This window comes from Psychrobacillus sp. INOP01 (assembly GCF_018140925.1).
Classification (GTDB): Bacteria; Bacillota; Bacilli; order Bacillales_A; family Planococcaceae; genus Psychrobacillus.
Window position 1 is genome coordinate 3,203,750 of record NZ_CP073315.1, and the last position, 26,096, is coordinate 3,229,845.

Annotated in this window: 21 protein-coding genes; 13 read left to right on the forward strand and 8 right to left on the reverse strand. The window is 35.7% G+C overall.

What is annotated here, in order from left to right:
- Positions 1-1,058 precede the first annotated feature (1,058 nt).
- Complete coding sequence (locus tag KD050_RS15770) at positions 1,059-2,654, forward strand: M20/M25/M40 family metallo-hydrolase (RefSeq protein WP_211893284.1); 1,596 nt, start codon at positions 1,059-1,061, stop codon at positions 2,652-2,654.
- A gap of 266 nt (positions 2,655-2,920) precedes the next feature.
- The gene (gene gdhA, locus KD050_RS15775; RefSeq protein WP_211893285.1) at positions 2,921-4,303 is read left to right on the forward strand and encodes an NADP-specific glutamate dehydrogenase; all 1,383 of its coding nucleotides are present in this window, start codon (positions 2,921-2,923) and stop codon (positions 4,301-4,303) included.
- 52 nt (positions 4,304-4,355) lie between these two features.
- Here gdhA and KD050_RS15780 read toward each other — a convergent pair whose 3' ends face one another.
- On the reverse strand, positions 4,356-6,056 hold the full coding sequence (locus KD050_RS15780; protein WP_211893286.1) for a methyl-accepting chemotaxis protein: 1,701 nt from the start codon (positions 6,054-6,056) through the stop codon (positions 4,356-4,358).
- A gap of 394 nt (positions 6,057-6,450) precedes the next feature.
- Between KD050_RS15780 and KD050_RS15785 the strand changes: the two genes are divergently transcribed.
- Entirely contained in the window at positions 6,451-6,936 is a 486-nt protein-coding gene (locus tag KD050_RS15785) for a C40 family peptidase (protein WP_235753835.1), read from the forward strand.
- 372 nt (positions 6,937-7,308) lie between these two features.
- The gene (locus tag KD050_RS15790; protein ID WP_211893287.1) at positions 7,309-8,433 is read left to right on the forward strand and encodes a glycerate kinase; all 1,125 of its coding nucleotides are present in this window, start codon (positions 7,309-7,311) and stop codon (positions 8,431-8,433) included.
- Between the two features lie 196 nt (positions 8,434-8,629).
- Here the strand turns inward: KD050_RS15790 and KD050_RS15795 are convergent, their stop codons facing one another.
- The 3 genes from KD050_RS15795 to KD050_RS15805 form a co-directional block, all read right to left on the reverse strand.
- Positions 8,630-10,885 carry an S-layer homology domain-containing protein gene (locus tag KD050_RS15795; protein WP_211893288.1) on the reverse strand — a complete coding sequence of 752 codons (2,256 nt, stop codon included), beginning with the start codon at positions 10,883-10,885 and terminating at the stop codon, positions 8,630-8,632.
- 17 nt (positions 10,886-10,902) lie between these two features.
- On the reverse strand, positions 10,903-12,315 hold the full coding sequence (locus KD050_RS15800) for an S-layer homology domain-containing protein (RefSeq protein WP_211893289.1): 1,413 nt from the start codon (positions 12,313-12,315) through the stop codon (positions 10,903-10,905).
- 107 nt (positions 12,316-12,422) lie between these two features.
- Positions 12,423-14,060 carry a hypothetical protein gene (locus KD050_RS15805; protein ID WP_211893290.1) on the reverse strand — a complete coding sequence of 546 codons (1,638 nt, stop codon included), beginning with the start codon at positions 14,058-14,060 and terminating at the stop codon, positions 12,423-12,425.
- Positions 14,061-14,295: 235 nt separating this feature from the next.
- Here KD050_RS15805 and KD050_RS15810 point away from each other — a divergent pair, with 235 nt between their 5' ends.
- Together KD050_RS15810 and KD050_RS15815 are read left to right on the forward strand one after the other, a co-directional pair.
- Positions 14,296-15,372, forward strand: coding sequence for a branched-chain amino acid aminotransferase (locus KD050_RS15810; protein ID WP_211893291.1), 1,077 nt, complete (start codon positions 14,296-14,298; stop codon positions 15,370-15,372).
- Between the two features lie 66 nt (positions 15,373-15,438).
- Complete coding sequence (locus KD050_RS15815; protein ID WP_211893292.1) at positions 15,439-16,236, forward strand: gamma-glutamyl-gamma-aminobutyrate hydrolase family protein; 798 nt, start codon at positions 15,439-15,441, stop codon at positions 16,234-16,236.
- A 22-nt stretch (positions 16,237-16,258) separates the two neighbouring features.
- Here the strand turns inward: KD050_RS15815 and KD050_RS15820 are convergent, their stop codons facing one another.
- Entirely contained in the window at positions 16,259-16,858 is a 600-nt protein-coding gene (locus tag KD050_RS15820; protein ID WP_211893293.1) for a transposase, read from the reverse strand.
- Positions 16,859-17,136: 278 nt separating this feature from the next.
- Between KD050_RS15820 and KD050_RS15825 the strand changes: the two genes are divergently transcribed.
- Genes KD050_RS15825 through KD050_RS15835 form a run of 3 tightly spaced genes read left to right on the forward strand, consistent with a single transcriptional unit; the run spans position 17,137 to position 20,293 of the window.
- On the forward strand, positions 17,137-17,844 hold the full coding sequence (locus tag KD050_RS15825) for a response regulator transcription factor (RefSeq protein WP_211893294.1): 708 nt from the start codon (positions 17,137-17,139) through the stop codon (positions 17,842-17,844).
- A complete protein-coding gene (locus KD050_RS15830; protein WP_211893295.1) occupies positions 17,834-19,195 on the forward strand; it encodes a sensor histidine kinase in 1,362 nt (453 codons plus the stop codon). Before KD050_RS15825 ends, KD050_RS15830 begins: the two co-directional genes overlap by 11 nt.
- Before the next feature lie 39 nt (positions 19,196-19,234).
- Positions 19,235-20,293: a hypothetical protein gene (locus tag KD050_RS15835; protein WP_211893296.1), complete on the forward strand. Its 1,059-nt coding sequence runs from the start codon at positions 19,235-19,237 to the stop codon at positions 20,291-20,293.
- A 438-nt stretch (positions 20,294-20,731) separates the two neighbouring features.
- Here the strand turns inward: KD050_RS15835 and KD050_RS15840 are convergent, their stop codons facing one another.
- On the reverse strand, positions 20,732-21,709 hold the full coding sequence (locus KD050_RS15840; protein ID WP_211893297.1) for a proline dehydrogenase family protein: 978 nt from the start codon (positions 21,707-21,709) through the stop codon (positions 20,732-20,734).
- 349 nt (positions 21,710-22,058) lie between these two features.
- On the opposite strand from KD050_RS15840, the gene KD050_RS15845 reads away from it, so the two are divergent.
- Together KD050_RS15845 and KD050_RS15850 are read left to right on the forward strand one after the other, a co-directional pair.
- A complete protein-coding gene (locus tag KD050_RS15845) occupies positions 22,059-22,343 on the forward strand; it encodes a hypothetical protein (RefSeq protein WP_211893298.1) in 285 nt (94 codons plus the stop codon).
- 39 nt (positions 22,344-22,382) lie between these two features.
- Complete coding sequence (locus KD050_RS15850) at positions 22,383-22,862, forward strand: hypothetical protein (RefSeq protein WP_211893299.1); 480 nt, start codon at positions 22,383-22,385, stop codon at positions 22,860-22,862.
- A 252-nt stretch (positions 22,863-23,114) separates the two neighbouring features.
- Here KD050_RS15850 and menC read toward each other — a convergent pair whose 3' ends face one another.
- Positions 23,115-24,221 (reverse strand): o-succinylbenzoate synthase, encoded by a 1,107-nt coding sequence (menC, locus tag KD050_RS15855; RefSeq protein ID WP_211893300.1) that lies wholly within the window; start codon positions 24,219-24,221, stop codon positions 23,115-23,117.
- 75 nt (positions 24,222-24,296) lie between these two features.
- Entirely contained in the window at positions 24,297-24,470 is a 174-nt protein-coding gene (locus tag KD050_RS15860; protein WP_211893301.1) for a hypothetical protein, read from the reverse strand.
- A gap of 205 nt (positions 24,471-24,675) precedes the next feature.
- Between KD050_RS15860 and KD050_RS15865 the strand changes: the two genes are divergently transcribed.
- Both KD050_RS15865 and guaC read left to right on the forward strand, forming a co-directional pair.
- Positions 24,676-24,873, forward strand: a complete 198-nt coding sequence (locus KD050_RS15865) for a hypothetical protein (RefSeq protein WP_211893302.1) — start codon at positions 24,676-24,678, stop codon at positions 24,871-24,873.
- 153 nt (positions 24,874-25,026) lie between these two features.
- Entirely contained in the window at positions 25,027-26,010 is a 984-nt protein-coding gene (gene guaC, locus KD050_RS15870) for a GMP reductase (protein ID WP_305080223.1), read from the forward strand.
- Positions 26,011-26,096 lie beyond the last annotated feature (86 nt).

Here is a 26,096-nt window from a genome sequence, read left to right on the forward strand (position 1 = left end):
GGGACTTTAATAAAGGGATAGTACTGCTGATTTCCGTTTCGGGTGGACGCGTTCCGCAGGGTGAGTGATGAACCATCACCGACGCTCCGCGCTCGCCTGTGATGGTTCATCTGTCTCACTCATCCTGCCGGAGTCGCCACCTTTCACTACAACCAATTAGTTTGTAATACTCCACTATATGATTTAGTATAGCTTATCGCTTAGATGATAAGATTGGTCAAATTTTAGAGAGTAATCAAATTATTTGTAATCGCTTTTGAATTAGAAATGCGATTATCCAATGATAGAGGAAGCAAGCAGATTTTCTTTTTCTTTTATACTAGTGGAAACATAAAGAAATAGTAAGTGTTTGACTCATAAAGAAGCGAAATAGCGAACGAAAATTGATCTTCGAGAGCTTACTCATTGAATAGGAAAGTAACTTTTCTCTAGTTATCCATAAACGCACTTACCTGTTTCTAAGCGTTGTAGGGGAGCGACGGATAGACAAACGCCATAAGATTACCGAAAAAAAGGGTGCTGGTTGGTTTTGACGGACGTCACAACCAACCAGCCTCTCAAAAAAATCATTCGGTTATAATATAGCAACTAGTCTATTCAAAGCCTATTGAAAACGGTAGAAACAGGTTTTGACCTTAAAGGACCGATCATCTATTTGCCTTGTTTTTCTTATTAATTATGGTCTCTGGAGCAGCGGGAAACTTTTAAGTGTTGGTTAAGGGGAATTATGTGGTCGTTGGAAGTGTTAATGCGGTAGTTAAATAGAGGTAAGTGGTAGTTGGAATGATTTATGTGGTACCGATATTTCCGATGCTTTAACTTTCTATTTTCTGGAATAAATTATAAGTAGGTTAGAATACGAGCTATTATTACAAATTTATCAGTCAGACTTCTATTATGATCGACATATCTAGATAGAATCAACAATTAATTGATGTGAAGTAGTATAATTAATAAGTTATATTAATAAAAATTCTAAATAGATTGACAGTTTATGGGTGAGCCCCTATATTTTAAATAGATAGTTAATAGGATGATGGGATTGGAGAGAAACAATTATGAGTAAATTATGGGATACACCTGAGAAACTACGGGCTTTGTTATGCGAATTGGTTAGCTGGGATAGTATTACATTAACAGAGGGGGAGCGAGCATTTGCCCCTAAATTAGTACAGAAGCTTGGAGAATTACGTTATTTTCAAGATCATCCGAGCCTATTACAAATGCATGATGCGGGACTTGGTAGACAAGTAGTAACTGCCTTGTATAAACACCCAGAAGCGACAGAGACGATTGTGCTTATCAGCCATTTTGATACGGTTCAGACGGAGGAGTACGGTGTTTTGGAGCCGCTTGCTTATTTTCCTGAGGAGTTAACAAAAAAGTTAATGGAGAATCCAGAAGAATTGCCAGAAGGTGCTCGTACTGATTTGGAGACGGGTAAGTATTTGTTTGGACGCGGCACAATGGATATGAAGATGGGGCTTGCGTTACATATGCAGCTTATAGAAAAAGCAAGTGTCGAACAATGGCCAATCAATCTTATTTTGACAACTGTTCCGGATGAAGAAGTCAATTCAGCTGGTATGCGTGCTGCAGTCACTCACCTAGTGCGTATTCGTGAAGAGTTCGGATTAACGTACAAGCTATTTTTAAATAGTGAGCCATCATTTTCTCAAAATCCTACTGACATTGCAGAATATATTTATACAGGTACAATCGGTAAAATCATGCCTGCAGCTTTGTTTTACGGGAAGGAAACACATGTGGGAGAGCCTATGAAGGGTATGACTGCCAATTATATTGCATCCTTTTTAACGCAACGAATGGAGTGGAATACTCTATTCCGCGAGACGGATCTAGGAGAAAGTACGCCTCTGCCTGTTTCATTGCAGCAGAAGGACTTAAAACTGTCTTATTCTACTCAAACACCGTATCGTGCAGTTGCCTTATATAATGTGTTTTTACTGAAGCGTACTGCTTCGGAAGTGATGAATTTGTTCGAGCAAGTTGCAGAAGAGGCAATGCATGCACTGAACGAAAATTATTCTATGATTTGTGAGCGTGAGCAGGTAACGGGCGTAGGGGAGGTAAAAGTTATACGCTATGAAGAACTACTAGCATACGCAAATAAGAAATTAGGAACAGTCCAAGTAGAACAGCTTAAAAAACAAACACTGGAAAACGAGGAATGGGATGACCGAGAAAAATCGCTTCGTATTGTAGATGATCTAATGATCCAATGTCAGGAATTAGCACCAGCAACAGTTATCCTTTTCGCGCCACCTTATTACCCAGCAGTTAACACTTCCAATGATCCATTGATTAGAGATGCGGTGAAATTGATGAAGCAATCAGGCTTATCGTTTAATAATAAAATTGATCAAATCCATTATTTCAATGGAATTTGCGATTTAAGTTATGTGAACTATGTGGACGAAGGTAAGGGATGGACTGCTTTTGAAAATAATACACCAGTATGGGGAGACACCTACAATATTCCATTTAACGACATGGCGAAGTTAAAAGGACCTGTCCTGAATGTTGGACCATTCGGTAAGGATGCTCATCAAAAAACGGAGCGACTTCATGTAGACAGTGCATTTGTAGAGATGCCAATAATGTTAGAAACATTGATTAAAAGTTTATATTAAATACATAGAACCAGACTTCCTAAAGTGGGAAGTCTTTCTTTGTTTTACCGAAATGTCGATCACTTGCGTTAAAAAGGAATTTACTTGCTCGGAATGATGACTTACTTTCGAGAGTAGGTTAAAAAGTATATCATCTCAGTATTCATAAATGTGAAAATTATAAGACTATTTTGTATTTTAATAACTTTTTGTTTATAAATATGTTGAATATAAATAGTATTTTGGAGATAATGAAACTAATAATTTTTTACGATAGGAGTAATTGAATGGAAATAACAACAAGAAATAATACGGAACATAAAAACAGAGCGAATGACTATGTGCATGAAGTATACGAACTGGTAAAGGAAAGAAATCAAGGGGAAAAAGAATTTTTACAGGCAACGCGTGAAATTTTTGATTCACTGCGGCCGGTATTTTTGAAAAACCCACAATATATACATAATGGAATTTTAGAGCGTATTACGGAGCCAGATCGAGTAATTACATTTCGAGTTGCATGGGAAGACGATACTGGAAAGGTTCAGGTCAATCGTGGTTTTCGAGTACAGTTTAATAATAGCCTAGGGCCTTATAAAGGCGGAATTCGTTTCCATCCGACAGTAAACAGTAGTATTATGAAATTTCTGGCCTTCGAGCAGACATTTAAAAATGCATTGACGGGACAGCCGATTGGCGCAGGTAAAGGTGGATCTGATTTTAATCCAAAAGGAAAGTCAGAACGTGAAATTATGCGATTTACGCAAAGTTTTATTACCGAATTAAGCAAATATATTGGGCCTGATATGGATGTGCCAGCTGGAGATATTGGAGTTGGGAAGAGAGAAATAGGTTATATGTTCGGCCAGTATAATCGTTTAAAAGGCGGCTATGAGGCGGGTGTATTTACTGGAAAAGATCCAAATCACGGAGGGAGTCTCGGTCGAAAAGAGGCTACAGGTTACGGCACAGTCTATTTTGTTGAAGAAATGTTGAAGTCATTAAATGATAGCTTTGAAGGGAAAAAAGTAGTTGTCTCTGGATCCGGCAACGTAGCAATCTACGCAATGGAGAAGGCGATTGAGCTTGGTGCAGTAGTGCTGGCATGTAGTGATTCTAATGGATATATATACGATCCTAAGGGTATTGATGTAGAAACGATAAAACAGTTAAAAGAGTTTGATAGTAAAAGAATTAAAGAGTATACAAAGGTTCATAAAGATGCAGTTTATCATGATGGTTGCACGGACATTTGGTCGGTTGCTTGTGATATTGCTCTACCTTGCGCCACGCAAAATGAAATGGAAAAAGACGATGCCATTATGTTAATACAAAATGGGGTGCGGGCAATAGGGGAAGGTGCTAATATGCCTTGCACAGAAGAGGCTATTCTTGCCTTCCAAGCAAATGGTGTATTATTTGGCCCAGCTAAAGCAGCAAATGCGGGCGGAGTAGCTGTTTCTGCAATGGAGATGTCACAAAATAGTATGCGGTTATCGTGGACGGTTGAAGAAGTAGATGAAAAGTTAAAGCAGGTAATGAAGAACATATACATTAGCTGTTATAATGCCGCAGAAAGTTACGGACATCCAGGTAATTTGGTGATAGGAGCAAATATAGCAGGATTCCTTAAAGTGGCAGACGCAATGGTAGCACACGGAATTCACTAATAAGAAAAAGGAGCAGTTCTCTAGTTAGAGAGTTGCTCCTTTTTACTATTTACTAAAGCCTAAATTTACCTACAATTTGATTTAATTGATGAGCAATATCATTTGTTTCATTAGAACGGTTTGCAATTTCATCAATCGAAGCTGTCGTTTGTTCTGTTGCTGCTGAAATAGATGTAGTAACCTGTTCAATCTCTCTAATCGATTCGGTAAGGTGATTGATCAACTCTACGACTTGTTTCGAATTGTCTGCTTCTGTAGTAGTCAATTCTGAAATCATGGAGATTTCTTCAACTGTTTTTGCAACTGCTGTAGAAATATCACTTAATGATTGAGATGTTTGAAGAACAGTCGAAGAGCCCGTTTCGATTAACTTCGTACTTTCTTTTGTAGAATCTACTACTAGCTTAATGCTTTCTGTAATGTCTTTAATAATTGATTCTACTTGCTCTACTTCAGTATTTGATTGTTCAGCTAGTTTTCTAACTTCCTCCGCGACTACTGCAAATCCTTTTCCATGTTCACCTGCGCGAGCTGCTTCAATTGAAGCGTTAAGTGCTAGTAAATTAGTTTGAGCAGCAATTGCTGAGATGGAGCCCGTAATTTGTTGAATCTGTGTAGTAGCTTCATTGAGACGTCCTATTGTCTCACTAGTTTCAATGGAGGCAGATCTGATTTTATCCATGTCACGACTAATCTCACTTGCACGAGTCAGCCCTTCTTCGGCAGTGTGCATAGTTGTTTTGGAATTTATCACAGTTGTATCTGCACGGTCTTTAGAATTTTGTAACCCTTGTGCTAGGTTTTGTAAAATATTAGAGGAACGTTCAGCCGTTATCGTTCCGTCGGATATTGATGCGGCGGTTTCACTCATATTAGTTGATACTTGGTGCACTGCATCTTTCATTTCGTTTAGTGAAATAGAATTGTTCTCGACATTATTAGTTAATTGAACGGAAGTTGTTTGAATCGTTCCTATAATATCTCGTAGGTTCGACGCTAATGTATTTAATGTTCTACTTAAATCTCCAACCTCATCTTTACTTGTGAAATGCGTGTCCTTGACAGTTAAATTACCTTTTGCAATTTCACCTGCGTGTGCAATAAGTGCTGAAAGCGGCTTTGTTTTTCTTCTTATTAAATATATTGTAATTAATGATGCTAAAATTAATGGAATAAGGCTAATAAGTATTCCTCCACTAACAACATCCCAAGTGCGATCTGTAACAATAGATGCATCAAAATCAATGACGCTAATAGCTATTATATCTTTAGAAGGGTCATGATCTTCAAAAATTGGTGCATAGCCAGAAAGTCTTTCTAAGCCAGCAAACTCATAAGCATCTGAATACGTAGAATGTTTCATTTCTACTAACATCGCAATGGCTTCCTTATCTATATAAAACTGATCTCCAGCTTTAAAGCCATCTTCCTTTAAGTTGTCATCCATAGCGAGTAATTTACCATCTAAATCTATAATATACTGCGTTTCAAATATATCTTTGTGTGCGGTAGTCCAATTTAGTTGCTCCCCTACCTTATCAATGGCTGATGAATCTCCTGCAATGATCTTCTTAACATCATCAGGTTGGATCAATCCAGTAGTAATATTTGCACACCCATAAGCTTCAATACCAGCTGCCTTATAAAGTTCGTCATACGCAGTATTATATGTAGCAACCGAAGTGATTAACAGCATAGAAGCAATGATTCCAACAATAATCATCCCTAAATGCACTGTTAGGGTATTTTTCATTTTAAATTCTCTCCTGTCTAACTTTCCATAAAACTTATATACACATTTATACCATAAAAAGAGGTAAAAAAGATACAGTTTTATAAATGGAAATAACACGAATATGTGACTAATTTACTTCCAAGTTATATCCTTTAGACTTAGTTATTTTTGTTAGTTATCGAAATATTGTTTACAGAAATATATTGTAACGTTTTGTAACATTAATTAGAACTTTCTTTAAGATAACGAAATTATTGGACTTAGTGAGTTTATAATGAGAAAGTCTGTAATATTATTGTTACACAACTGTAAAGTTACTTTAGTTTAAAAGGTGATAGTATGGGTATAGAGAAATTTTCAGAAAACATATTAAATCGAATTTTTCAATACACATCTTGGAGGAACATAAATTTTGACTTCATTGTTTAAGAAAATCATCACAATCTTTAGTTTAACTGTAGTTTTAGCCGCGGGAACATTTGCAGGAAATACAGAAGCAGCAAGCACTGTAGCATCCAATGAAATAGTATCAAGTGCGAAAAGTTTAGTAGGAATTAAATATCGTTATGGTGGAACAACGAAGACAGGTTTTGATTGTTCAGGTTATATCGGATACGTTTATAAAAGTAAAGGAATTTACTTAGCAAGAACTGCAGCAGGAATGTACAACTCAGGAAAAACGGTAAATAAAGCAAATTTAGCTGTGGGAGACTTAGTTTTCTTCAATACATCTGGTAAAGGCGTATCACATGTTGGAATGTACATAGGTAGCGGTAAATTCATCCATGCTTCAACATCTAAAGGCGTTCGCGTCGATAAATTAAATGACCCTTATTACTGGGGTAAAAAATACGTTGGTGCTAAAAGAGTAGCGACGGTAACAGTAGCAAACAAATAATCCTAAATTATCAACCGTTTCAGCAATGCGCTGAAACGGTTTTTTTAAAAGATAAGAAAGTATATAAAAGTGTCTTGTGAATATTGGGTTCATGAGACTTTAAAGAATGAATAATACAAAAATGCACTAACCTGTTTCTAAGAGTTATAGAAGGGCGACGGACAGACAAATACCATAAAATTACAAGAAGAGACAGGCGCGACGGACGTCACGACCAGCCTCTTTAAAAATACACTCGGTAATAATGTAGCGACCTGTCTGTCCGAAGCACTTCGAAAACGATAGAAATAGATTTTGAACGTAAAGGACTGGGCATCTTTTTTTTTCGTTTTTTTTTTTAAAATACCAAATAGAAAATGCGAGGGTGATTTTATGAAAATTGTTATTAGTCCTGATTCCTTTAAGGGTTCTTTATCTGCTTTAGAAGCAGCTCATGAGATTGATAATGCCATCAAAGAAATTAATCCGTCCATCGAAACTGTATTACTTCCTATTGCAGATGGGGGTGAGGGGACGCTCGAAACACTTATTTCGGCAACGGGCGGAAGTACTATCCAAGCCGAGGTACATGATCCGCTAGGTCGTCTAATACAAGTGGAGTATGGAGTTCTTGGCGATGGAGAGACCTGTGTGATAGAAGTGGCGAAATCTTCAGGTATTACTCTTTTAAAGGATGACGAGAAAAATCCATTAGCTGCATCCACGTTTGGCACAGGGGAACTTATTCTTCATGCACTTAACCTGGGATATAAGAAGTTCATAATAGGACTTGGGGGTAGTGCAACAAATGATGGAGGAACAGGGATGCTGCGTGCTCTAGGCATGAAATTCCTAAGTAAAAACGGAGAAGAACTTCCTCTAGAACCTAAGTCTTTAAGCGAATTACATGGAATCGATGATACAGTCTTTGATATAAGGATAAGGGAATGCCATTTTATCATTGCGTCAGATGTGGATAACTCCTTTGTAGGATTAAACGGTGCAACAGTAGTATTCGGGCCACAAAAAGGAGCGACACCAGATATAGTAAAAGAGTTAGATGAGAATCTAGCACATTTAGCAAATAAAATAGAAGAAGTCACGAACATTTCGTTACACAACTTATCCGGAGCTGGTGCAGCTGGTGGTCTAGGTGGAGCGTTTCTAGCATTCTTTCCGGTTCATATAAAGCCGGGCATTGAAGTTGTGATGGAAGCAACAAATTTTCAAAAGCTAATCGAAGATGCCGATTTCATCATAACGGGTGAGGGTAAATCAGACCAACAAACACTTTCTGGAAAAGCGCCTATTGGTATTGCCAATGTTGCAAAGAAACATGGGATACCGGTTATTTTAATCTCCGGATATATCGAGCCAGAAAGTATTTCCGACCTATCTAGCTGTTTTTCAAAACTTGTAAGTATTGCAAATACGTCAATTTCTACTGAGGAATCTATGAGAAGAGCGGGTTATTACTTAAGGGAAAGAACAAAAGAAGCGATGAAATCCATAGTATAAAGATATAGTAACATTTATAACAAAAGCAAAAACCGATTCTAGTTTTCACTAGAATCGGTTTTAAGTTCGGAAAAATAATCACACATTAAGGAAGACTCTCGCTTAAAGAAGCAGTTGGAGGTCTCACTGTCCGTAATACCCACTATGGTTTCGTTTCCAATCAGTAGGTATGACGCACCCAATGATTGAATTTTCACTACTTAATGGTTACTTCTTTTGTTCCAACGAGGTTGCCAGATGCATCATAGCTTATAAACATTCCTTCCGAGAAGAGGGAAAGATCTATAATTTCATCTAATTTTTTTTCAAGAGCAAAATAGTTTTGTCCCCGATAAATTAGTTCATAATCAATATCACCCTCTAAAGAAGAAAATCGTACAATAACTCTCTCCACATCCCCACAACTCTTATCAATAAATGTATTCATATAAAAGTTTGATTGTGTGGACTTTATCGTCGGTGAGATAAATCCTTGGTTATAATTTGAGCAACCAGGTGGATGTGTTTCACAGGTGACTTCATCCAGAATAGATTGATAAGTACCGGCAAGATTTACATTTTTTTCTACGTGATAATAACTTCCACCAGTGCTATTTGCAATTTGTTCCAATAAAGGTTCATTTAATTGACTTACGGAACCAAGTCCAATAGTGAATATCTTTATATTTTTATCTTTTGCTTTTTGAAGTGATGAAAGTATTTTACTAGTGTTAGATTTTCCGTCTGTTAATAATATAGCAATTTTTGGTGTAGAGTCATTTGAAAACTTGTTAATTGCTACTTCTAATCCATCTGCAATATTAGTACCACCAGATTGACCAACATTTACAAAAGTAGAACCTACATAACTAGCTGATCCCTTCGCTAAAAAGTGTCCTTTAGAGTCAAAATGGGCACCAATATTTGTGGTAGCACTAAGAGCTGAAATGAACTTTTGTGATTTAGACACCCTAAATCGTTCGGGGTCACTTCTTTTCATACTACCTGAGGAATCTATAATAAAACCAACTTCAAAATTTCGTGGACAGCTATAGTCTGTCGTGAGCGGACGATCGATTTGAATCTGATGACTATGTGTCTTATTTACAACTGAAGATAGTTCGCTTGAGTATCTTGGATCCTTCTCAGAAATTCTTGCACTAAAGGAGAAGTCCCCCCAGGTGTAAGAACTGACGCTAGTACGGGCAACGCCGTTTACAAAGCTTACCTCTTTATTTGCAAAAGAAAGTTGTGATGAAGTGAAGACTACTTTCCCTTTATAATCTGAAATTACTTGGCCACCGGGAAGGACAATAGTGGCTTTTATAGTTACTAATCCATCTTTATCATTATTTTCAACTGCATGCTCAATACGTAATTCTGCTTGTGGTGCATAGGTAATATTTACGTTAACCGGTGTTCTATAGCAGGACATGTTTAAATTATTGCTTCTGTTGTCACTAACTTTAAAGGAAATTGTATCAATTACAGTTTTAGTTGATTTTATTGCTGTAATCTCTGCAGTTAAATCAGCTCCATCCGTGTATAAAATAGGGGAACCAGAAACCTTTCCACCTTTTTCATTGGTAATAACTGCTCCAGATTTGGATGTAATTACAAATGGGATAGATTCATCGTAAGAAATATTATTTCCATAGCAGTCCTTTAATATTAACGTGACAAATGACGTATCTACACCGTTTGCGATAAGTGTAGGAGATTCAATATCCAGACTTGCAATACGCGCATCATGATTAGAAGATGGTGTTTTTTCAGGTTCTTCATAATCTGGTGATGGAAAAACTATAGTTCCTCCATCCGGAAAATCAGTAGGCAATTCACTTGCTACATTGTCCTTGCCAGCAGGAGCATTACGTAGACCTTTAATACTGAAGGTTCCTCGTTTTGCAATTCTATTTAGAAAGACAGTTGCATCTACACGGGTCAGTGTGCGCGAAGGTTTAAAATCCTCATATGTTTTTTTACCATTTGTTCCAGTTGATAAATTTTGCGTGTATAAATATTGGACAGCATAGGTTTCTGTGAGGTCATAACCGTCAATAGCAGCAATAATTCGTGCAAATTGACCTCTAGTTACCGCTTTTCCTCTAACTTGTGTATTAGTATACCCATTTACTGGCATATTTTTACTTTTGAAATATCGATAATATCCAGATGCACTATCTTCATTTTTCTTAGCCACATAAGGTGAGATTGCCTTATAGGAAGTATCAAATTTGGATAGTACGGAAACTAACTGAGATTCTGTGATTTCTTTCTGAGGACCGAAAGTTCCATCAGGATAACCCTGCATAATACCAACTTTACTTGCCCATTCTATCGATGGATATGCCCAAAAATTATTTTTGATATCTTTGTATAAACTAGCAGCACTTGTACTTTCCTGTGTTAATGGAATTGTTAGAAACAAAACAATAAACAGTAGTAATGACCGCAAAGTAGTTTTTTTCATCTAATCGTTCCTTTCTATCAGTCAAAGAAGAGCATGTCATCACGATAATTTTGTTTTAGATCAGACTCTAAGAAGGTTAAAAATCTAGAAATCATTGCGGAAGATTGGGCTCTTGTAAGAGATTGATTTGGATTGAAACGGTTCTTCTCATCTCCATTAATAAGCCCTAGCTCTGTTGCAACATACACGCTATCTTTGGCATAGGCAGGTATAATCTTATCGTCAGAGTAGTTAGTAGAGAATCCTGGACTAGGAGCACGTCCTTCCATTCCTAGAGCTCGTACAAGAATCGCTACTGCTTGAGCCCTTTTAATTGGTTGGTTCGGACCAAATGCGTTAGGATTAACTCCATTAATAATCCCTTTTTCAACAGCACTTTCAATGTAGGGATAATCAGGATGTTTAGGATCAAGATCGGCAAAAATAGCCTTTTTCGAAGTTGTTTTCTTTTGAGGTTCTTCAAAAACTCGTAAGTTAACAGCCTTTAACACGCCTACTGTAAATTGGTATCTCACCATTGGAGTATTGGGAGAAAAAAATTGACTTGCTTCATCAAAAATACCTAATGAATATAACTTCTCTATATCACTCTTAGCCCAATGATTCGATAAGTCACGAAATTTCGGTACAATTAGACGATCGATTTTTGGGACATTAACTTGATTGAGATGTAAAACTCCCTTGGAATTTTTATTACTAGTTGCAAACGGAATATCATAATTGTATTCAGAAATCATATTACTAGAGCTAATAACAGAATGGCCTCCAACGAAGCTAGAGAAGGAGGGAGTATTAGGCTCATATTGAAGTGTTCGTGATTTGCTATCAGAAACCTTACTTGTTACATATGCAGTGCCTTTGCTTGTGTTTATCTCAAAATCTAGTAGCTGTGTCTCAGTTGCTCCCCAGAAGTTTTTATAGCCCACATCTCTTCCGTTTAAAAACACGGTGATAGTTTCTGTACTTTTAGCTCCCTTTGCTTTTTTAAGATATATTTTTCTTCCTACTACATTCCCAGAATAGTAATCACTTGCTGGACGATTATCAATTACAGATGCTTGAGAAAACTGATAGTCATCTAACGTATAAGTATCTCCACCAATTGTTACTTTTTCTGAGTAGCTTTTTATTGATGTATTTGAAGTAGTTTGGCCTTTGTCTAAATGTGCTTCTAATGTTGAAACGTATGAGACGCTTCTAGTTAGTTTGTCCCCATTGGGATTAGATAGATTGAACTTGTATGTAGTTGTAATCAGGTTTTTACTTGCTCGCTCTGAAATAGTAGCTTTTCCACTAAATTTAATAGGAGCTCCAGAAAGGAAGAAAGCCTCTTCATACGTATACTCGTTTAACACACCCCCGTTAAAGCCAGGCGCCTTTGCCTTTGTATCTGTATTAAAGAAAACTAGTGAAAAAATTATCGCTGCCAAAGAGACAGATATCCGTTTAATGATTGATTTCTTTTTAATTGTAAACCCTCATCTCATGTTAAAGTTCAATCGACATATAGCTTAGTAACGCTATATGTCGATCGCTATTAATCTACAAAAATTAGTCGACTTTTAATAATCGATTCATGAATTATAAACAATCTATCATTAGGCTTTAAGTCATTAACAGAAATTACTTTTCCTTCCTTAATAATAGTAGCTTGTTCTATATTCATGTTGTATATTTTTCCTGCCTCTTTCCATATACCATTTTGCCACTGACTAACGTTTTGGACACGAATAGTTGTTCCACCCGTTGTGCTTTCTAAACGACCGACAGAAACTAAATTCGAAATAGGTGATGAGCTTCCTACGATATGGCTAGAAATAATTTGATTGTTCTTTACGTAAAAGTACCCATATTTCCCAACTCTCTCATCGATTTCGTTTCTAGGAACTACTTTTAGTGTGGAACGTCTAAAGTCTTCCACCACATAAGTGTCATCACTAAAGCTAAGTGCTGTCGTTGAAACATTTGACCAATAGTTATTGGATAATTTTTTTGCATTGTTAATAGTTAAATTGTACGTTCCAGTAAAAGCAATTTTACCGAAATAAACGGTGTGATCTGCAAGGTTAGGACTCATAAAACCATCGTTAGTAATATGAATAACATTTGCATATTTGCTAGTGCTTGGTCCGTCAGTCACGACAAAAGCAGTTCCACTTGACTGTAGACTATAAGAATCAACTAATCTTCCATTTCTGATAAGAATGGAACCGTCATGATAAGGTAATAAACCTACATTTCTTAAACCTATTTTTTTGATAGAAGTGTTAATAGAAGTCATTGGTTCGTAATATGTGCGTTCATTATTTCGTTTAATAACCATCTTTTGTATTACTTCTTTTCCAAATTGCTTTACAGTAACATAGTAAACATCATCGTATGTATAGTATCGTAATTGATCCTGTTTAATTTGCTTGTTTCCTACATATATCGGAGTTTTATCGGTGAAAGTTTTAGCAGTATTATCTATCGAAATTTGCGATTGCCACTTCCAATCCCGAAAAATTTGTTCATCATTTACGATTAATTTGTTTTGGATAGGATCAATTTTCTGTATTTTTCCTTTATACAGATTTTCTATAACCTCTCCTTGGGTGTTTATATCTACTGATGTAATTATTCTAGAGTCATATTCGTCTATTTTTAATTTTACTCGATCCCCTTCATACAAAACACTAAGATCGGACATTTTTGTATCTTTATAAAATTCTGTGTCGTCATTGATATAGTAAGTTTTAGAGATTCCATTATCTAATCTAACGGAAAGAAAGGTTCCTTTTTTGTCAATTCTATTTATTGTTCCTGAAAATGATTTGCCTATTGCATCTGTATTTTGTTGAGATACATATGATGTACCACGAAGTTCTACTACCTTGCCTAAGTTAACATCTGCTTCAAGTTCCATGCCTATTTTAAAAGCATCAATAGATGTTGGAAGAGAATTTACTGAAAGTCTTGTATACTTATCGATTTTAAGTGTCAATTTATTATTTTTTTTATTTTTAATGGTAATTGACTTGAGATTTTTTTGATATGAGCCATCGCTCTGCTCGATAGTCTCAAAAGTGACATTTTCAAAGTTTCCTTTAACAAGTGTTGCTCCAAATGTTTCGGATGGTAAAATAAGTAAAGTGCACAGAAACAGAATTGGAATAAATAATAACTTCTTGAACAAATTTTCTCCTCCTCATAATTTTATAAATAGTCCTAGACGTTATATCGACTAAAATTCTATGTTTGTTATAAGAATTGGAAATTTTGTAGTAAAAATCGAAATTGTGTAAAATTTTTCGAAAATAATTTTAAAAAGGTATTTCTAATTTTCGTAAAAGTAGTATAATTGCATATAATATATTGCACACTTAAAATTGTTGCAATTTACTAATATTAATTGATAGGGGAAACACACTATGAATAATTTAAAAATTCGAACTACAAAAAATGAAATTAAGAATGAGAAAACACCAGCAGATCAACTTGTGTTCGGAACGAAATTTACAGATCATATGTTTATCGCTGATTACACAGAAGGAATAGGTTGGCATGATCATCGTATCGTCCCTTATCAGCCAATTACATTAGATCCATCTGCATCAATATTACATTACGGACAAACCGTTTTTGAAGGTATGAAAGCTTACCTTTCGGAAGATGGAATTGTTCGATTGTTTCGACCAGAACAAAACATGAAACGTATGAATAGTTCGGCAGACCGTCTAAGCATGCCACAAATAGAAGAAGAATTAGCTATTGAAGCTTTAAAACAATTAATTGAGCTAGACAAAGAGTGGATACCTACAGATCCAGGAACATCCCTTTATATCAGACCTTTTATGATTGCAACGGAAGCACATCTTGGGGTATCAGCTTCTAAAACATATAGCTTCATCATTATCATGTCACCAGTTGGTTCTTATTACAAAGAAGGTATTCATCCAGTGAAAATATTAGTGGAAAGTGAATATGTTCGAGCAGTTGCTGGTGGTACAGGAACTGCTAAAACTGCAGGTAACTATGCTTCAAGCTTAAAAGCGCAGGAAGTAGCTGATCGTGAAGGATACGCTCAGGTTCTGTGGTTAGATGGACTAGAGAGAAAATATATTGAAGAAGTTGGAAGCATGAATGTGTTTTTCAAAATTGATGGGGAAGTAGTTACTCCAGCTTTAAATGGTAGTATTTTAGATGGCATTACGAGAAAATCTATCATTGAATTATTAAAGTACTGGGGTGTTCCAATAACAGAACGTAAAGTTTCCATGGAAGAAATTCGTGAAGCTTACTTAAAAGGTAAACTAGAAGAAGCTTTTGGAACTGGTACTGCTGCTGTTATTTCACCAATCGGAGAATTACGCTGGAAGGGTGAGTTATTCTACGTGAATAACGGAGAAACAGGAGAGCTTTCCCAAAAATTATATGATACGTTAACTGGAATTCAACGTGGCATTATCGAAGATCCATTTGGCTGGGTTGTTGAGTTAGAAAAATAATATTTTACTAGTCGCTTCTCTTCACCGAGAGGCGATCATTTTGTTTAGACAGAACGGAGAATAACTATGAAACCACTAATTGGTATATGTGCTAACTACTTATCAGACGACACAGTTGGAATTACAGCGGGCATCGGTGCAAAAGATCAGGAATGGCAGTTGCTAGCAGATGATTATATTGTAGCTATTGAAAGAGCTGGAGGGGTTCCGGTTATTTTGCCTATCACAAAAGATATAGAAACTTTGACTCCACTACTTCAAAAGTTGGATGGGATATTATTTTCTGGCGGTTCTGATATAGATCCACATTTATACGAAGAATATCCGAAGTTTGGCTTAGGAGCTATTGAACCAAAGAGGGATTTCCATGAGGTTTGTCTAGCTCGTAAAGTTTTATCGGAAATGAACATTCCGGTACTTGGCATTTGCCGTGGAATGCAGTTGCTAACGGTAGCAACTGGAGGGAAACTTTACCAAGATTTAGCGTCTCAAAAACCAGACGGGATCAACCATTCCGTACCAAAATCAATTAGACATCATGCATTTCATCCAGTTCGAATTGAAACTAGCTCTATATTATTTGATATTTTTCAAGGTGATGAGCTGAGAGTAAATAGTTTTCATCACCAAGCAGTAAAAGAGCTAGGTAAAGGTTTTAAAGCGACGATGACTGCTCCTGATGGAATTATAGAAGGAATGGAATGGGAAGAGCCAAACCGATTTGTTGTAGCCGTTCAATGGCATCCCGAAATGATGGAAGAACAAGTAGATACAGTACGTCCGATTTTTAATGCTTTTGTAGAGGCAAGTAAAATGACTGCCCGTGCTATCGAACTAGTCCCATCTGCCGAGACAATAGCATAATGATTGATTGAAGAAATCCTCCTCATGTCAAACTATATTGATTATGGGAGGATTTTTCTACTTCCATTTCAATATTCTCGCAGTACATATTATAATTTTCCATCTTTAATTCAGGATATTTTTTGATCAAAGAAGGTAGTAAATATGTATTTATATAAGAAGGTTTATACTTTTTTTCATCCACATAAAATGGATAGGAGCTATACGGGTAATTCTCTAATTTGCCTAAAATTGTTCTTTGTGTATAAAGATGATTTTGGTGTATATACTTGCTCGCTTTTAATAACTCCTTCGGATCAGAAATCATATTAGTGTAATATCTAGTTTCATATAATTGGTCAACGAATTTATACTTACGCTTAAAGTAATTGGAGTATTGTTGATTGATAAAAATCAACACTTCAGAAAGTGGCACTCGAGGAGAACGTATAAGTAAATGATAGTGATTGTTCATAAAACAATATGCAATGATCGTAAAGGAGTAAATTGTATTTGCTTGTTGAAGGGTATGGGTAAAGAAATTGAAATCTCCTTTACTTATAAAAATACGTTGTTTGTTATTACCGCGCATCGTAATATGATAAAAAATTTCTGGTTGCCAAACCTTTCTCATATTTCCCATAGGAACTTCGCCTCCTCTACATTGACAACACCATATAATAAAATAGAGTAAACAACAATTGTCACAATTCATTATTATAAACAACAATTCCATTCCCGATTCAAAAACGCTATCAAAATTTAGTTTCCCTCGATAAATAACCTTCAAAATAAAATTCTATTCGTATATCTTTTTTTAATATATTCTAGAGCAGGATTAGTTTTCTCCTATTAAACTCTTTTTTAGAAACTGCTCCCGCCTCATATTGTATGATAAACTAGGGAAAAAGGAGTGTTTCCATGAAGGACAAGGTGTTAATTGTAGAAGATGAAAAAAATATTGCTCGTGTTCTTCAGTTAGAACTAGAGTTTGAGGGATACGCTGTGGATATTGCATATACAGGAATAGATGGTTTGATCAAATACAGAGAGCAAAAATGGGATTTAGTTTTACTCGACTTAATGCTTCCTGGATTAAATGGGTTGGATGTTTTAAGGCGAATTCGTACTACAGAGGATGAAACACCTGTTATTTTGTTAACGGCAAAAAATAATACAGAAGATAAAGTAACTGGTTTGGACCTTGGCGCGAATGATTATGTGACTAAACCCTTTGAAATTGAAGAATTGCTAGCTCGCGTACGTTCGGCAATTCGTTTTGCTAAATCACCAACATCAGTACCAGTTCATGATGAAAGTGTACATGTGTTTGAGTCGCTTTTATTGAACGAGCAAACACGTGAAATTACTAATTCTGGAGTGTCTATTAATCTGACACCTCGAGAATATGATTTATTGTTATATATGATGAAGCATCCTAACCAAGTGTTGACACGAGAGCAGCTCCTGGATGCTGTGTGGGGATTCGATTATTATGGAGATACGAATGTTGTAGATGTTTATATTCGTTATGTTAGAAAAAAGTTAGAAGAAAACCAGCAATCAACACTTATACAAACAGTACGCGGTGTCGGATATGTGTTGAAGGAGCAAAAGAATGAAACTTAAAACGAAAATACATCTATTTTCTACCTTATTGACGCTCATAATTATGGGGTTAATGAATATAGGTGTATATTTTTTATTTGAAGAAATGGCCTTTGATACGGAATACAATCAGCTTAACTCCGATGTAGATGAACTGATTGGAGCATTAAGTAAGATGCAAAAAGAAGATGATCCTGCCACAATTTTACGGACATATATACCTCCAAGTGGAGGGATACGAGTCCTAGATAGTCAAGGAGAGTTACAATTAGTTGTTCAAACAATGGAGGAAATGACTTCCTACCAACCTCATTTTGAAGTTGGTGAACCATACTCTGTTGGAACGCTTGAGGGTACACCTGTTTTAACGATAAGTAAACCAGTTATTTGGCCGAACGGGGAAGTAGTAAAAGTACAGACCATGAAACAATTATTGGATGTAGGAAATAATTTAGATTTCCTTCGTCTTATTTTAGTTGGCGTAACCATTATCGGGATGTTATTGATGACTGCTTCGAGCATAACTTTAGGGAAAATTATTACAAAGCCAATCAATAAATTAATACATACTATGTCTCATAGTAGAATTTCTGGTAAATATGAAAAGATAGCAGTTCGACCAAATAGGAAAGATGAAATGGCTCAAATGGGTATAGCTTTTAATGAAATGATGGAGCAGCTGGAGCAAAATTATAAAAAGCAAGAGCAGTTCGTGTCTAATGCTTCGCACGAATTAAAAACACCATTAACCGTTATAGAAAGCTACGCAAAACTTCTGTCTCGACATGGATTTAGTGATATCGAAATTGCGGAAGAATCAGTCCGTGCCATCATTAATGAAACGAGCAGAATGAAAGAAATGGTATCTCAAATGCTATTTCTAGCAAATAGTAACGGAAAACAAAAACATCGTTATGAATTGATTGATGTGCAAATATTAATCGAAGAAACTTTACGGTCAATGCGAATTGCTTATGATCGAAATTTTTTATTAAAAGGTGAGGGTCCTTTTTATGTGAATACTGATACAGAGCAATTGAGACAGTTGCTTTTTATCATTTTGGATAACGCACGAAAATATAGTGAAAAAGAAATAAAGACTACTATTTCAGAAAATGAGGAAGGAACAACTATCTCAATCATGGATTATGGTAACGGTATCTCCAAAAAAGACTTGGATCGAATTTTTGATCGTTTTTACCGCGTGGACGAAGCACGAAACCGTAAAACTGGTGGCACTGGACTTGGGATGGCTATTGCAAAAGATATTGCAGATCGACTTTCAGCAAAAATATCAATTGAAAGTACGGTAGGATTTGGTACAACCATCCATATTTTTCTTCCTTCTAATCAAATTCTCACCGATTTTTAATGTTCGTCACTTAAGATGAATAGAAGGAGGGATGCGTGAATGAGGTATACAAAAATGAACAAATTTGCATTCGTATGTCTCGCTACATTCGGTACTATAGTAATTGTATTTATAGTGAATACCGTTGACGCTAATCATATATCTATAACAGAAAACAACGTCCGCTCCCAACTTGAGCAAATGTATGACGCAGAAGTAGCAGAAGTGAAGAAAAATGAAGATGTCTACGAGGCGATTATCGCTAAGAGTGGAGAAGTGTATTTGGTCGAAATGAATGCCGCCACTGGAGATGTTAAATCGTTAGAACACACAGATGAGTTCATCATAGAAGAAGTACCCTTTGTATCAAAAGAAATAACCAATGAAGTAGCAGATAATAGTCCAACAAAAACTCCCTCCCCAGAAGACAAAGTAAAAAGTAATAATGGAGCGTCTAAATTGGTTGTCACAGAAAAACCAAAAGAATCTTCCGAGAAAGTAAAAGTCGTTGAAAAACCTAAAGACACGGAGAATAAAACGAAGAAAGATGCCACTTCTAAAAAAGAAGAAAAAGCAGAAGAGAAGCCTATTAAAAAAGTCATTAAAGATGCTATTAAAGACGTGTTAAAAAAAGAAGAAAACAAAACAGAAACAGCTATTAAAGACAAGAAAAAAGTAGACGAAGTAAAAAAAGAAGAAATAGCAAAAGCAGAAGTTTCCAAAGCAGCAAATGAATCCGCTCCAATTAATGTCGAACCTGAGAAGCTTGAATCTTTAACGGTAGAACCAACAAAAGCAGATACTCCTAAAGCAGAAGCAGCAGAAGTACCTAAATCTGAAGAATCGCAATCCTCCAAAGAGAGTATCTCAATCAAAGCAGAGGAAAAGAGTGAGGATCTAGAGAAAAACGCTACTGTTCTCATTACTGCAGAAGAGGCTATTAAGCTTGCTCTTGCATATCAAAAAGGAGTAATGGAAAGTAATACCTTTATTCGAACAAATGAAGGAGGCTATTACTTAGTTGTTATGGGAATAGAATCATCCAAAGAGAAGAAATCAAAAGCAACTGTGCAAGTACATGCGATATCTGGAAAAGTACTTTCGATTACATTGGAGTAAATACTCTCATCAAATTCTAATTTATCTCTCCAGAAATTCTCATTTACTTTCTATATGATAGAAATAACAAATGAATATTGCAAAAAAATAGTAAACAGGGGAACTATATTAGGGCAACCAACCTTAAATTACGTAATATTAACTAAATAGTTAAGTAAAATGAATACACCTCACTCTATACATTCCCCGTAGAGTGAGGTGTTTATTATTTTGCATCACAACTTGTACTAACAATATTTAGATAAAAACCGCACTTCCCTAAATGGAAAGTGCGGTTTTTAGTAATTATCCCGCATTAACGGGCAGTATGTCTCCCACTTCAAGTGCTTGGTTCAAGCAACATAGCATAAGTGGGAGATAACTGCCCGTAAAAGCCCGAATGGTGAAATTAACAATCAGTGGGGGATGAAGAAGACCCCCACTGATTGAAGTTTCACTTTATTTACGTTTATTCCGTTTTGTTAAACGACCAAGTGCAAATGCACCAGCAGCAAGACCGATCATTGTATTAGTGTTTTTATTGAAAACTTGTTTTACAACTAAGTTCATATTGGCAGGACGCTCTGCTAGGCGACGCATGAAATATCCATACCAGTCTTGACCAAATGGTACATACGTGCAGAAGTTATAACCTTCTTTTGCAAGTTGCTGTTGCATTTCTGTACGGAAACCGTATAACATTTGGAATTCAAATTTATCATAAGGAATATTATTGTCTTTGATGAACTGTTTAATATGGTTAATCACATTATGATCATGAGTAGCGATAGAAGTGAATTTACCATTTAATAAATGCCATTCTATTAGCTCTACATAGTTTTTGTCAATTTCTTCCTTTGTTTGGTATGCGTATTCAACAGGCTCCTTATAAGCTCCTTTTACGATACGTAGACGGAAGTTTTTATACTTTTGAATGTCTTCAACTGCACGGTAGAAGTATGCTTGAATAACGGTTCCAACGTTATCATAGTTTTTGGAAAGCTCGTCCAAAATATCAAATGATGGTTGTAAATGTTTGGTTGATTCCATGTCAATATTGATGAACGTACCATATTTATGTGCGATTTCTACAATTTCTTTTAAGTTGTTTAAAGCAAAGTCATAGTCAATATCTAAACCAAGTTGTGATGGTTTTAAGGAAATATGTGCATCTACTTGATGCTCCTCAATTGCTTCGATTACTGCGATAATTTGTTCTTTAGCAGCTAATGCTTCTTCTTTTACGAAAACAAATTCCCCTAAATTATCTACTGTACAAGAGATACCCATTGCATTCAGTTTTTTAATACTTTCTATTGTTTCTTCAATGTTAGTTCCAGCAACAACATGCTGTGCACCCATTTTTAAACCATATTTTTTTGCCGCACCATTTAGTACTTGATTCTCCGACAAAGCCATAAAAATATCTTTTAACATTGTAATGCTCCTATCTCTGTTTGAATGCCTAAATTATATCATATATTTCTACATAATATCTAACCTTGTAACAAAAGCCTTTTATTTTGTCATATAGCATCGAATGAAAAGTTTCAATTATAACACTTTGCATTCTAAAGTAGTTATAGAGCAAGTAATAGTAGTACTTTGTATTATGGATTATTACCGAGTTGTTACGGTTTCTTTAATGCAGTTTATCCAAATGAGCCTTGGGTAGTTAGTGACTAAGCACAGGTTATTTCTTTACGTGAAGAAAAATATGGAAATTTTATTAGGACGAGGAATGTGCTTACACTCCCATTTACTTACGAAGGAGGAGGAATTTTTTATGAAGAATAACGGACTAAAAGTTACTGCAGCAACAGTTTTACTATCTGCCGGTATTTTGAGAACCCCTTTAGTAGGAGATGCATATGGAAACAATCACGGTAAAGAAAGAGGACAATCTCATCGGATGATGGATAAGAATCATCATAAGCAAGAAAGACATAATAATAACAATGTAAAATGGGGAAAATCGAGTGATAGACATAATCGTGCAAATGTTAAGAACGAGAATAGGGATATTAAAGATAAGCAATCTGTAAATGTGAAAAATATGAATTATGTATAAAAGCAGAACAACGATGTTAAACAACAGAAGAAGACTGACATGAATCCGAAAAATTCTATAGTGACTTATGCTGAGGCAGATGCTTATGGTAAAGATAATATATTGCCAGTGATAGCAGGTGTCGAAATAGCTAAAGCTAATTTAAATTGGGACGATTTGGCAGCAAACTATTACTCGCTAAATAAAGCATTAAAGGGAACTTCTATATTCAATAAAGTAGAAGGTGAAAATAACAAAGAAAAATTAGCAGCAACCTATAAGGCACCAGCAAAAGAGAAAATTGCAGAATTGCGATTACCCTTAACAATTTATGCTGGTATTAAGCATGTTGAAGCAAAGCTTGATGATGGAGAGACTAATAGGGCAGTAGCAAAATTACACATACTCAAAGAATTAATGAATAAAATAGAAAATGTTGAAGATGATGTGCTATTACAGGATTTGGAAGCGAAAATTAATGAGCTAGAAACAAAAGTCAATAATGCACCAGCTCAAGATTTTGTAAAAGTACCAATTTAGATTTTATAAAAAGGCTAAGACATAACGTCTGAGCTTTTTTAAAAAGCAAGAAATTATATAAAAATGTTGCAGGAACACTGGGTTCGTTGTACTTGAACAAATGAATAATACTGCCGATTTAGTTTCAGGTGGACGCGGTCCACAGGCGGAGCGATGAGCCATTCCTGCTGAAGGTCACCTTTGAAACAGGTTTTGACCTAAAAGGATGCTTGAGTTTCTTTGATATAAAATGACCGCGAAATTAGCACTAGTCTATTCAAATACTATTGTACCCAATGAATAACGTTCTATTACTTTCATATTCGGCTCAAAGCCAATTCCACTGCCTTTCGGTACTTCTATAAAACCGTCCTTCACAACTATTTCCGGGGAAATGATATCCTCCTCCCAATAGTGAGAAGACCCCGCAGTATCACCCGGAAGTATAAAATTTGGAAGGGAAGTTAGGGCAATATTATGAGCACGCCCGATACCAGCCTCTAACATTCCACCACACCAAACAGGAATTCCTTTCTCCTTACAGTAATCATGTATTTTCTTTGCTTCGGTAAGACCTCCAACACGAGCAATTTTAATATTAATTACTTTTGTGCTACCAAGCTCAATAGCTTTTCGTACATCTTCTACAGAGAGTATACTTTCATCCAAACAAATGGGAGTATTCACCTGTTGTTGTAACTTGGCATGATCGACAATATCGTCACTTGCAAGAGGTTGTTCAATCATCATTAGATGATAATCATCGAGTTGTTTTAATAGCACTATATCATCTAATGTATAGGAAGAATTCGCATCTGCCATAAGAGGGAAATAAGGAAACGCTTCTCTAAGTTTTTGAATCACTGCGATATCATATCCAGGTTTAATTTTCACCTTTATGCGTTTGTAACCCTCTTCAATATAATGATGTACTATTTCTAATAGCTTATCTGTACTCGACTGGATCCCTATGCTAATGCCTACTTCAATTTTCTCGGTAACTCCACCAAGAGCTTGAGCTAGGGACTGTTTCGTTCGTTTGGCATATAAATCCCAAATAGCCCCTTCAACAGCAGCCTTAGCCATATTATTTTTTCGAATCGGGGAAAAAATTTCACTAACTTCATCAGGATGATTGATTTCTTTATTCAATATTAGTGGTATTAAAAAGTCTCTAATCATATGTAAGGTGGTTTGAACTGTTTCTTCTGTATACCAGGGTGCTTGGAAAGCGGCAGATTCGCCCCAACCAGAATTCCCATCTTCATCGAATACTTCTAGTAAGAAAAACTCTTTTTCCTGCATACTTCCAAAGCTAGTGACAAAAGGATTTTTCATCTTCATTTTCAAATGGCGCAAATTAATTTTTTTTATAATCATTTATTTACTCCTTTAGTTAACAGCTAATATCATCAACTTAACATGTTCTAGTTCTTAAAACAAATCAAAAAAACCCTACAATTGTAGGGGAAATGTTTGTGAATCGAACTCCTCTTTCTCCGTATTCATTGGTGAAACAGGCGCTCCCTCCCAAATCATATGAAGGGAAGCTTGTATATCTAAGTCATTTCTATAAGCCATTTCTTCTGGATCGACTGGATTTGGATTAATAGAAAATCTCCTCCTCATATCCTTTCTATTATTATATTATTCAAAATTAAAATATTTCATGAAACCTTAAAAAATTATTTTGAATACCAAAATCACACCAAAAATGAATTCTTATATCTAAAAGATCGTAGAAATGCAATAGTCTTATTTGGCGTTGAATTCAGACAATTGAATTAACTTGATAAGCGGATACAATAAAAGAAATGAAAGGAGCGGATAAGCTATGACTGTTGAGTATCTAGTTCAAGTAATGAACCGGAGTATACAAAAAGTAGAAGAAACAGTTGACCAGGTAGAACGTCATACACATATGTCGAAGGCAGATCAGCATCAAATTATGCAAGCAGTTCTAGAGTTAAGTGACCGGATAAAATTACTCGAAATGCAAGTGGATACATATAAGCGAGAAGGGATTCACTAAAATACCCTCCAAAATTTGCTTAAGGTTTTATTTAAAACATTCTCACATGAACATCATAAAGATTGACATACTACTAAATATGATGTAAATTACCAAATGGACGAACATTTCAGTTCATTTTTTATTAAATATTCGTATTTAGGAGTGTAAATGATGGAAAACGTATTCGATTATGAAGATATTCAATTAATTCCGGCAAAATGTGTGGTTAATAGCAGATCGGAATGTGATACTACAGTCACACTTGGAGGACATACATTTAAATTGCCAGTAGTCCCTGCTAATATGCAGACAATTATAGATGAAAATATTGCAAACTATTTAGCTGAAAATGGATATTTTTATATTATGCATCGCTTTGAACCACAAAAACGTATTGCGTTCATCAAAAGTATGCAGTCACGTGGCTTGATTGCCTCTATTAGCGTTGGTGTCAAAGAGGAAGAGTACACTTTTGTAAAGCAGTTGGCGGAAGAGAATCTTGTACCTGAATTCATTACAATAGATATTGCACATGGTCATTCTAATGCAGTTATTAACATGATTAAACATCTAAAAAAACATTTACCGGATAGCTTTGTCATCGCTGGTAACGTAGGGACTCCAGAAGCAGTAAGAGAGCTAGAAAATGCTGGAGCAGATGCAACAAAAGTTGGTATCGGGCCTGGGAAAGTGTGTATTACGAAGATTAAAACTGGATTTGGAACTGGTGGTTGGCAACTTGCAGCGCTACGCTGGTGTGCAAAAGCAGCTAGCAAGCCAATAATTGCAGATGGTGGAATCCGTACACATGGTGATATTGCGAAGTCCGTTCGATTCGGTGCTTCTATGGTTATGATTGGATCTTTATTTGCAGGACATGAAGAATCTCCTGGTGTAACAGTGGAGAAGGATGGTAAACAGTATAAAGAATATTTCGGTTCAGCATCTGAATTCCAAAAAGGTGAAAAGAAAAACGTTGAAGGTAAAAAAATGTTTGTCGAATATAAAGGACCTCTAGAAGATACTTTGAGAGAAATGGAACAAGATTTACAGTCCTCTATTTCTTATTCAGGTGGAAATAAATTAGAATCGATCCGCACAGTTGATTATGTAATTGTGAAAAACTCTATTTTCAACGGGGATAAAGTTTACTAAATATTTGTGTTATTTTAGACTCCCAAATGCTACAATAAAATAGTTATTTATCATTTGAAGATAACATTATTTTAAAAAGAGGAGTG

Bases quoted from the DNA above. Each gene is read 5' to 3' on its own strand.
- KD050_RS15830 (WP_211893295.1), top strand. From the start codon at position 17,834: ATGAAACTTAAAACGAAAATACATCTATTTTCTACCTTATTGACGCTC.
- KD050_RS15820 (WP_211893293.1), bottom strand. From the start codon at position 16,858: ATGGGAAATATGAGAAAGGTTTGGCAACCAGAAATTTTTTATCATATT.
- menC (WP_211893300.1), bottom strand. From the start codon at position 24,221: ATGATTATAAAAAAAATTAATTTGCGCCATTTGAAAATGAAGATGAAA.
- KD050_RS15835 (WP_211893296.1), top strand. From the start codon at position 19,235: ATGAGGTATACAAAAATGAACAAATTTGCATTCGTATGTCTCGCTACA.
- KD050_RS15845 (WP_211893298.1), top strand. From the start codon at position 22,059: ATGAAGAATAACGGACTAAAAGTTACTGCAGCAACAGTTTTACTATCT.
- KD050_RS15825 (WP_211893294.1), top strand. From the start codon at position 17,137: ATGAAGGACAAGGTGTTAATTGTAGAAGATGAAAAAAATATTGCTCGT.
- KD050_RS15790 (WP_211893287.1), top strand. From the start codon at position 7,309: ATGAAAATTGTTATTAGTCCTGATTCCTTTAAGGGTTCTTTATCTGCT.
- gdhA (WP_211893285.1), top strand. From the start codon at position 2,921: ATGGAAATAACAACAAGAAATAATACGGAACATAAAAACAGAGCGAAT.
- guaC (WP_305080223.1), top strand. From the start codon at position 25,027: ATGGAAAACGTATTCGATTATGAAGATATTCAATTAATTCCGGCAAAA.
- KD050_RS15840 (WP_211893297.1), bottom strand. From the start codon at position 21,709: ATGTTAAAAGATATTTTTATGGCTTTGTCGGAGAATCAAGTACTAAAT.
- KD050_RS15815 (WP_211893292.1), top strand. From the start codon at position 15,439: ATGAAACCACTAATTGGTATATGTGCTAACTACTTATCAGACGACACA.
- KD050_RS15865 (WP_211893302.1), top strand. From the start codon at position 24,676: ATGACTGTTGAGTATCTAGTTCAAGTAATGAACCGGAGTATACAAAAA.
- KD050_RS15770 (WP_211893284.1), top strand. From the start codon at position 1,059: ATGAGTAAATTATGGGATACACCTGAGAAACTACGGGCTTTGTTATGC.
- KD050_RS15860 (WP_211893301.1), bottom strand. From the start codon at position 24,470: ATGAGGAGGAGATTTTCTATTAATCCAAATCCAGTCGATCCAGAAGAA.
- KD050_RS15810 (WP_211893291.1), top strand. From the start codon at position 14,296: ATGAATAATTTAAAAATTCGAACTACAAAAAATGAAATTAAGAATGAG.
- KD050_RS15795 (WP_211893288.1), bottom strand. From the start codon at position 10,885: ATGAAAAAAACTACTTTGCGGTCATTACTACTGTTTATTGTTTTGTTT.
- KD050_RS15850 (WP_211893299.1), top strand. From the start codon at position 22,383: ATGAATCCGAAAAATTCTATAGTGACTTATGCTGAGGCAGATGCTTAT.
- KD050_RS15780 (WP_211893286.1), bottom strand. From the start codon at position 6,056: ATGAAAAATACCCTAACAGTGCATTTAGGGATGATTATTGTTGGAATC.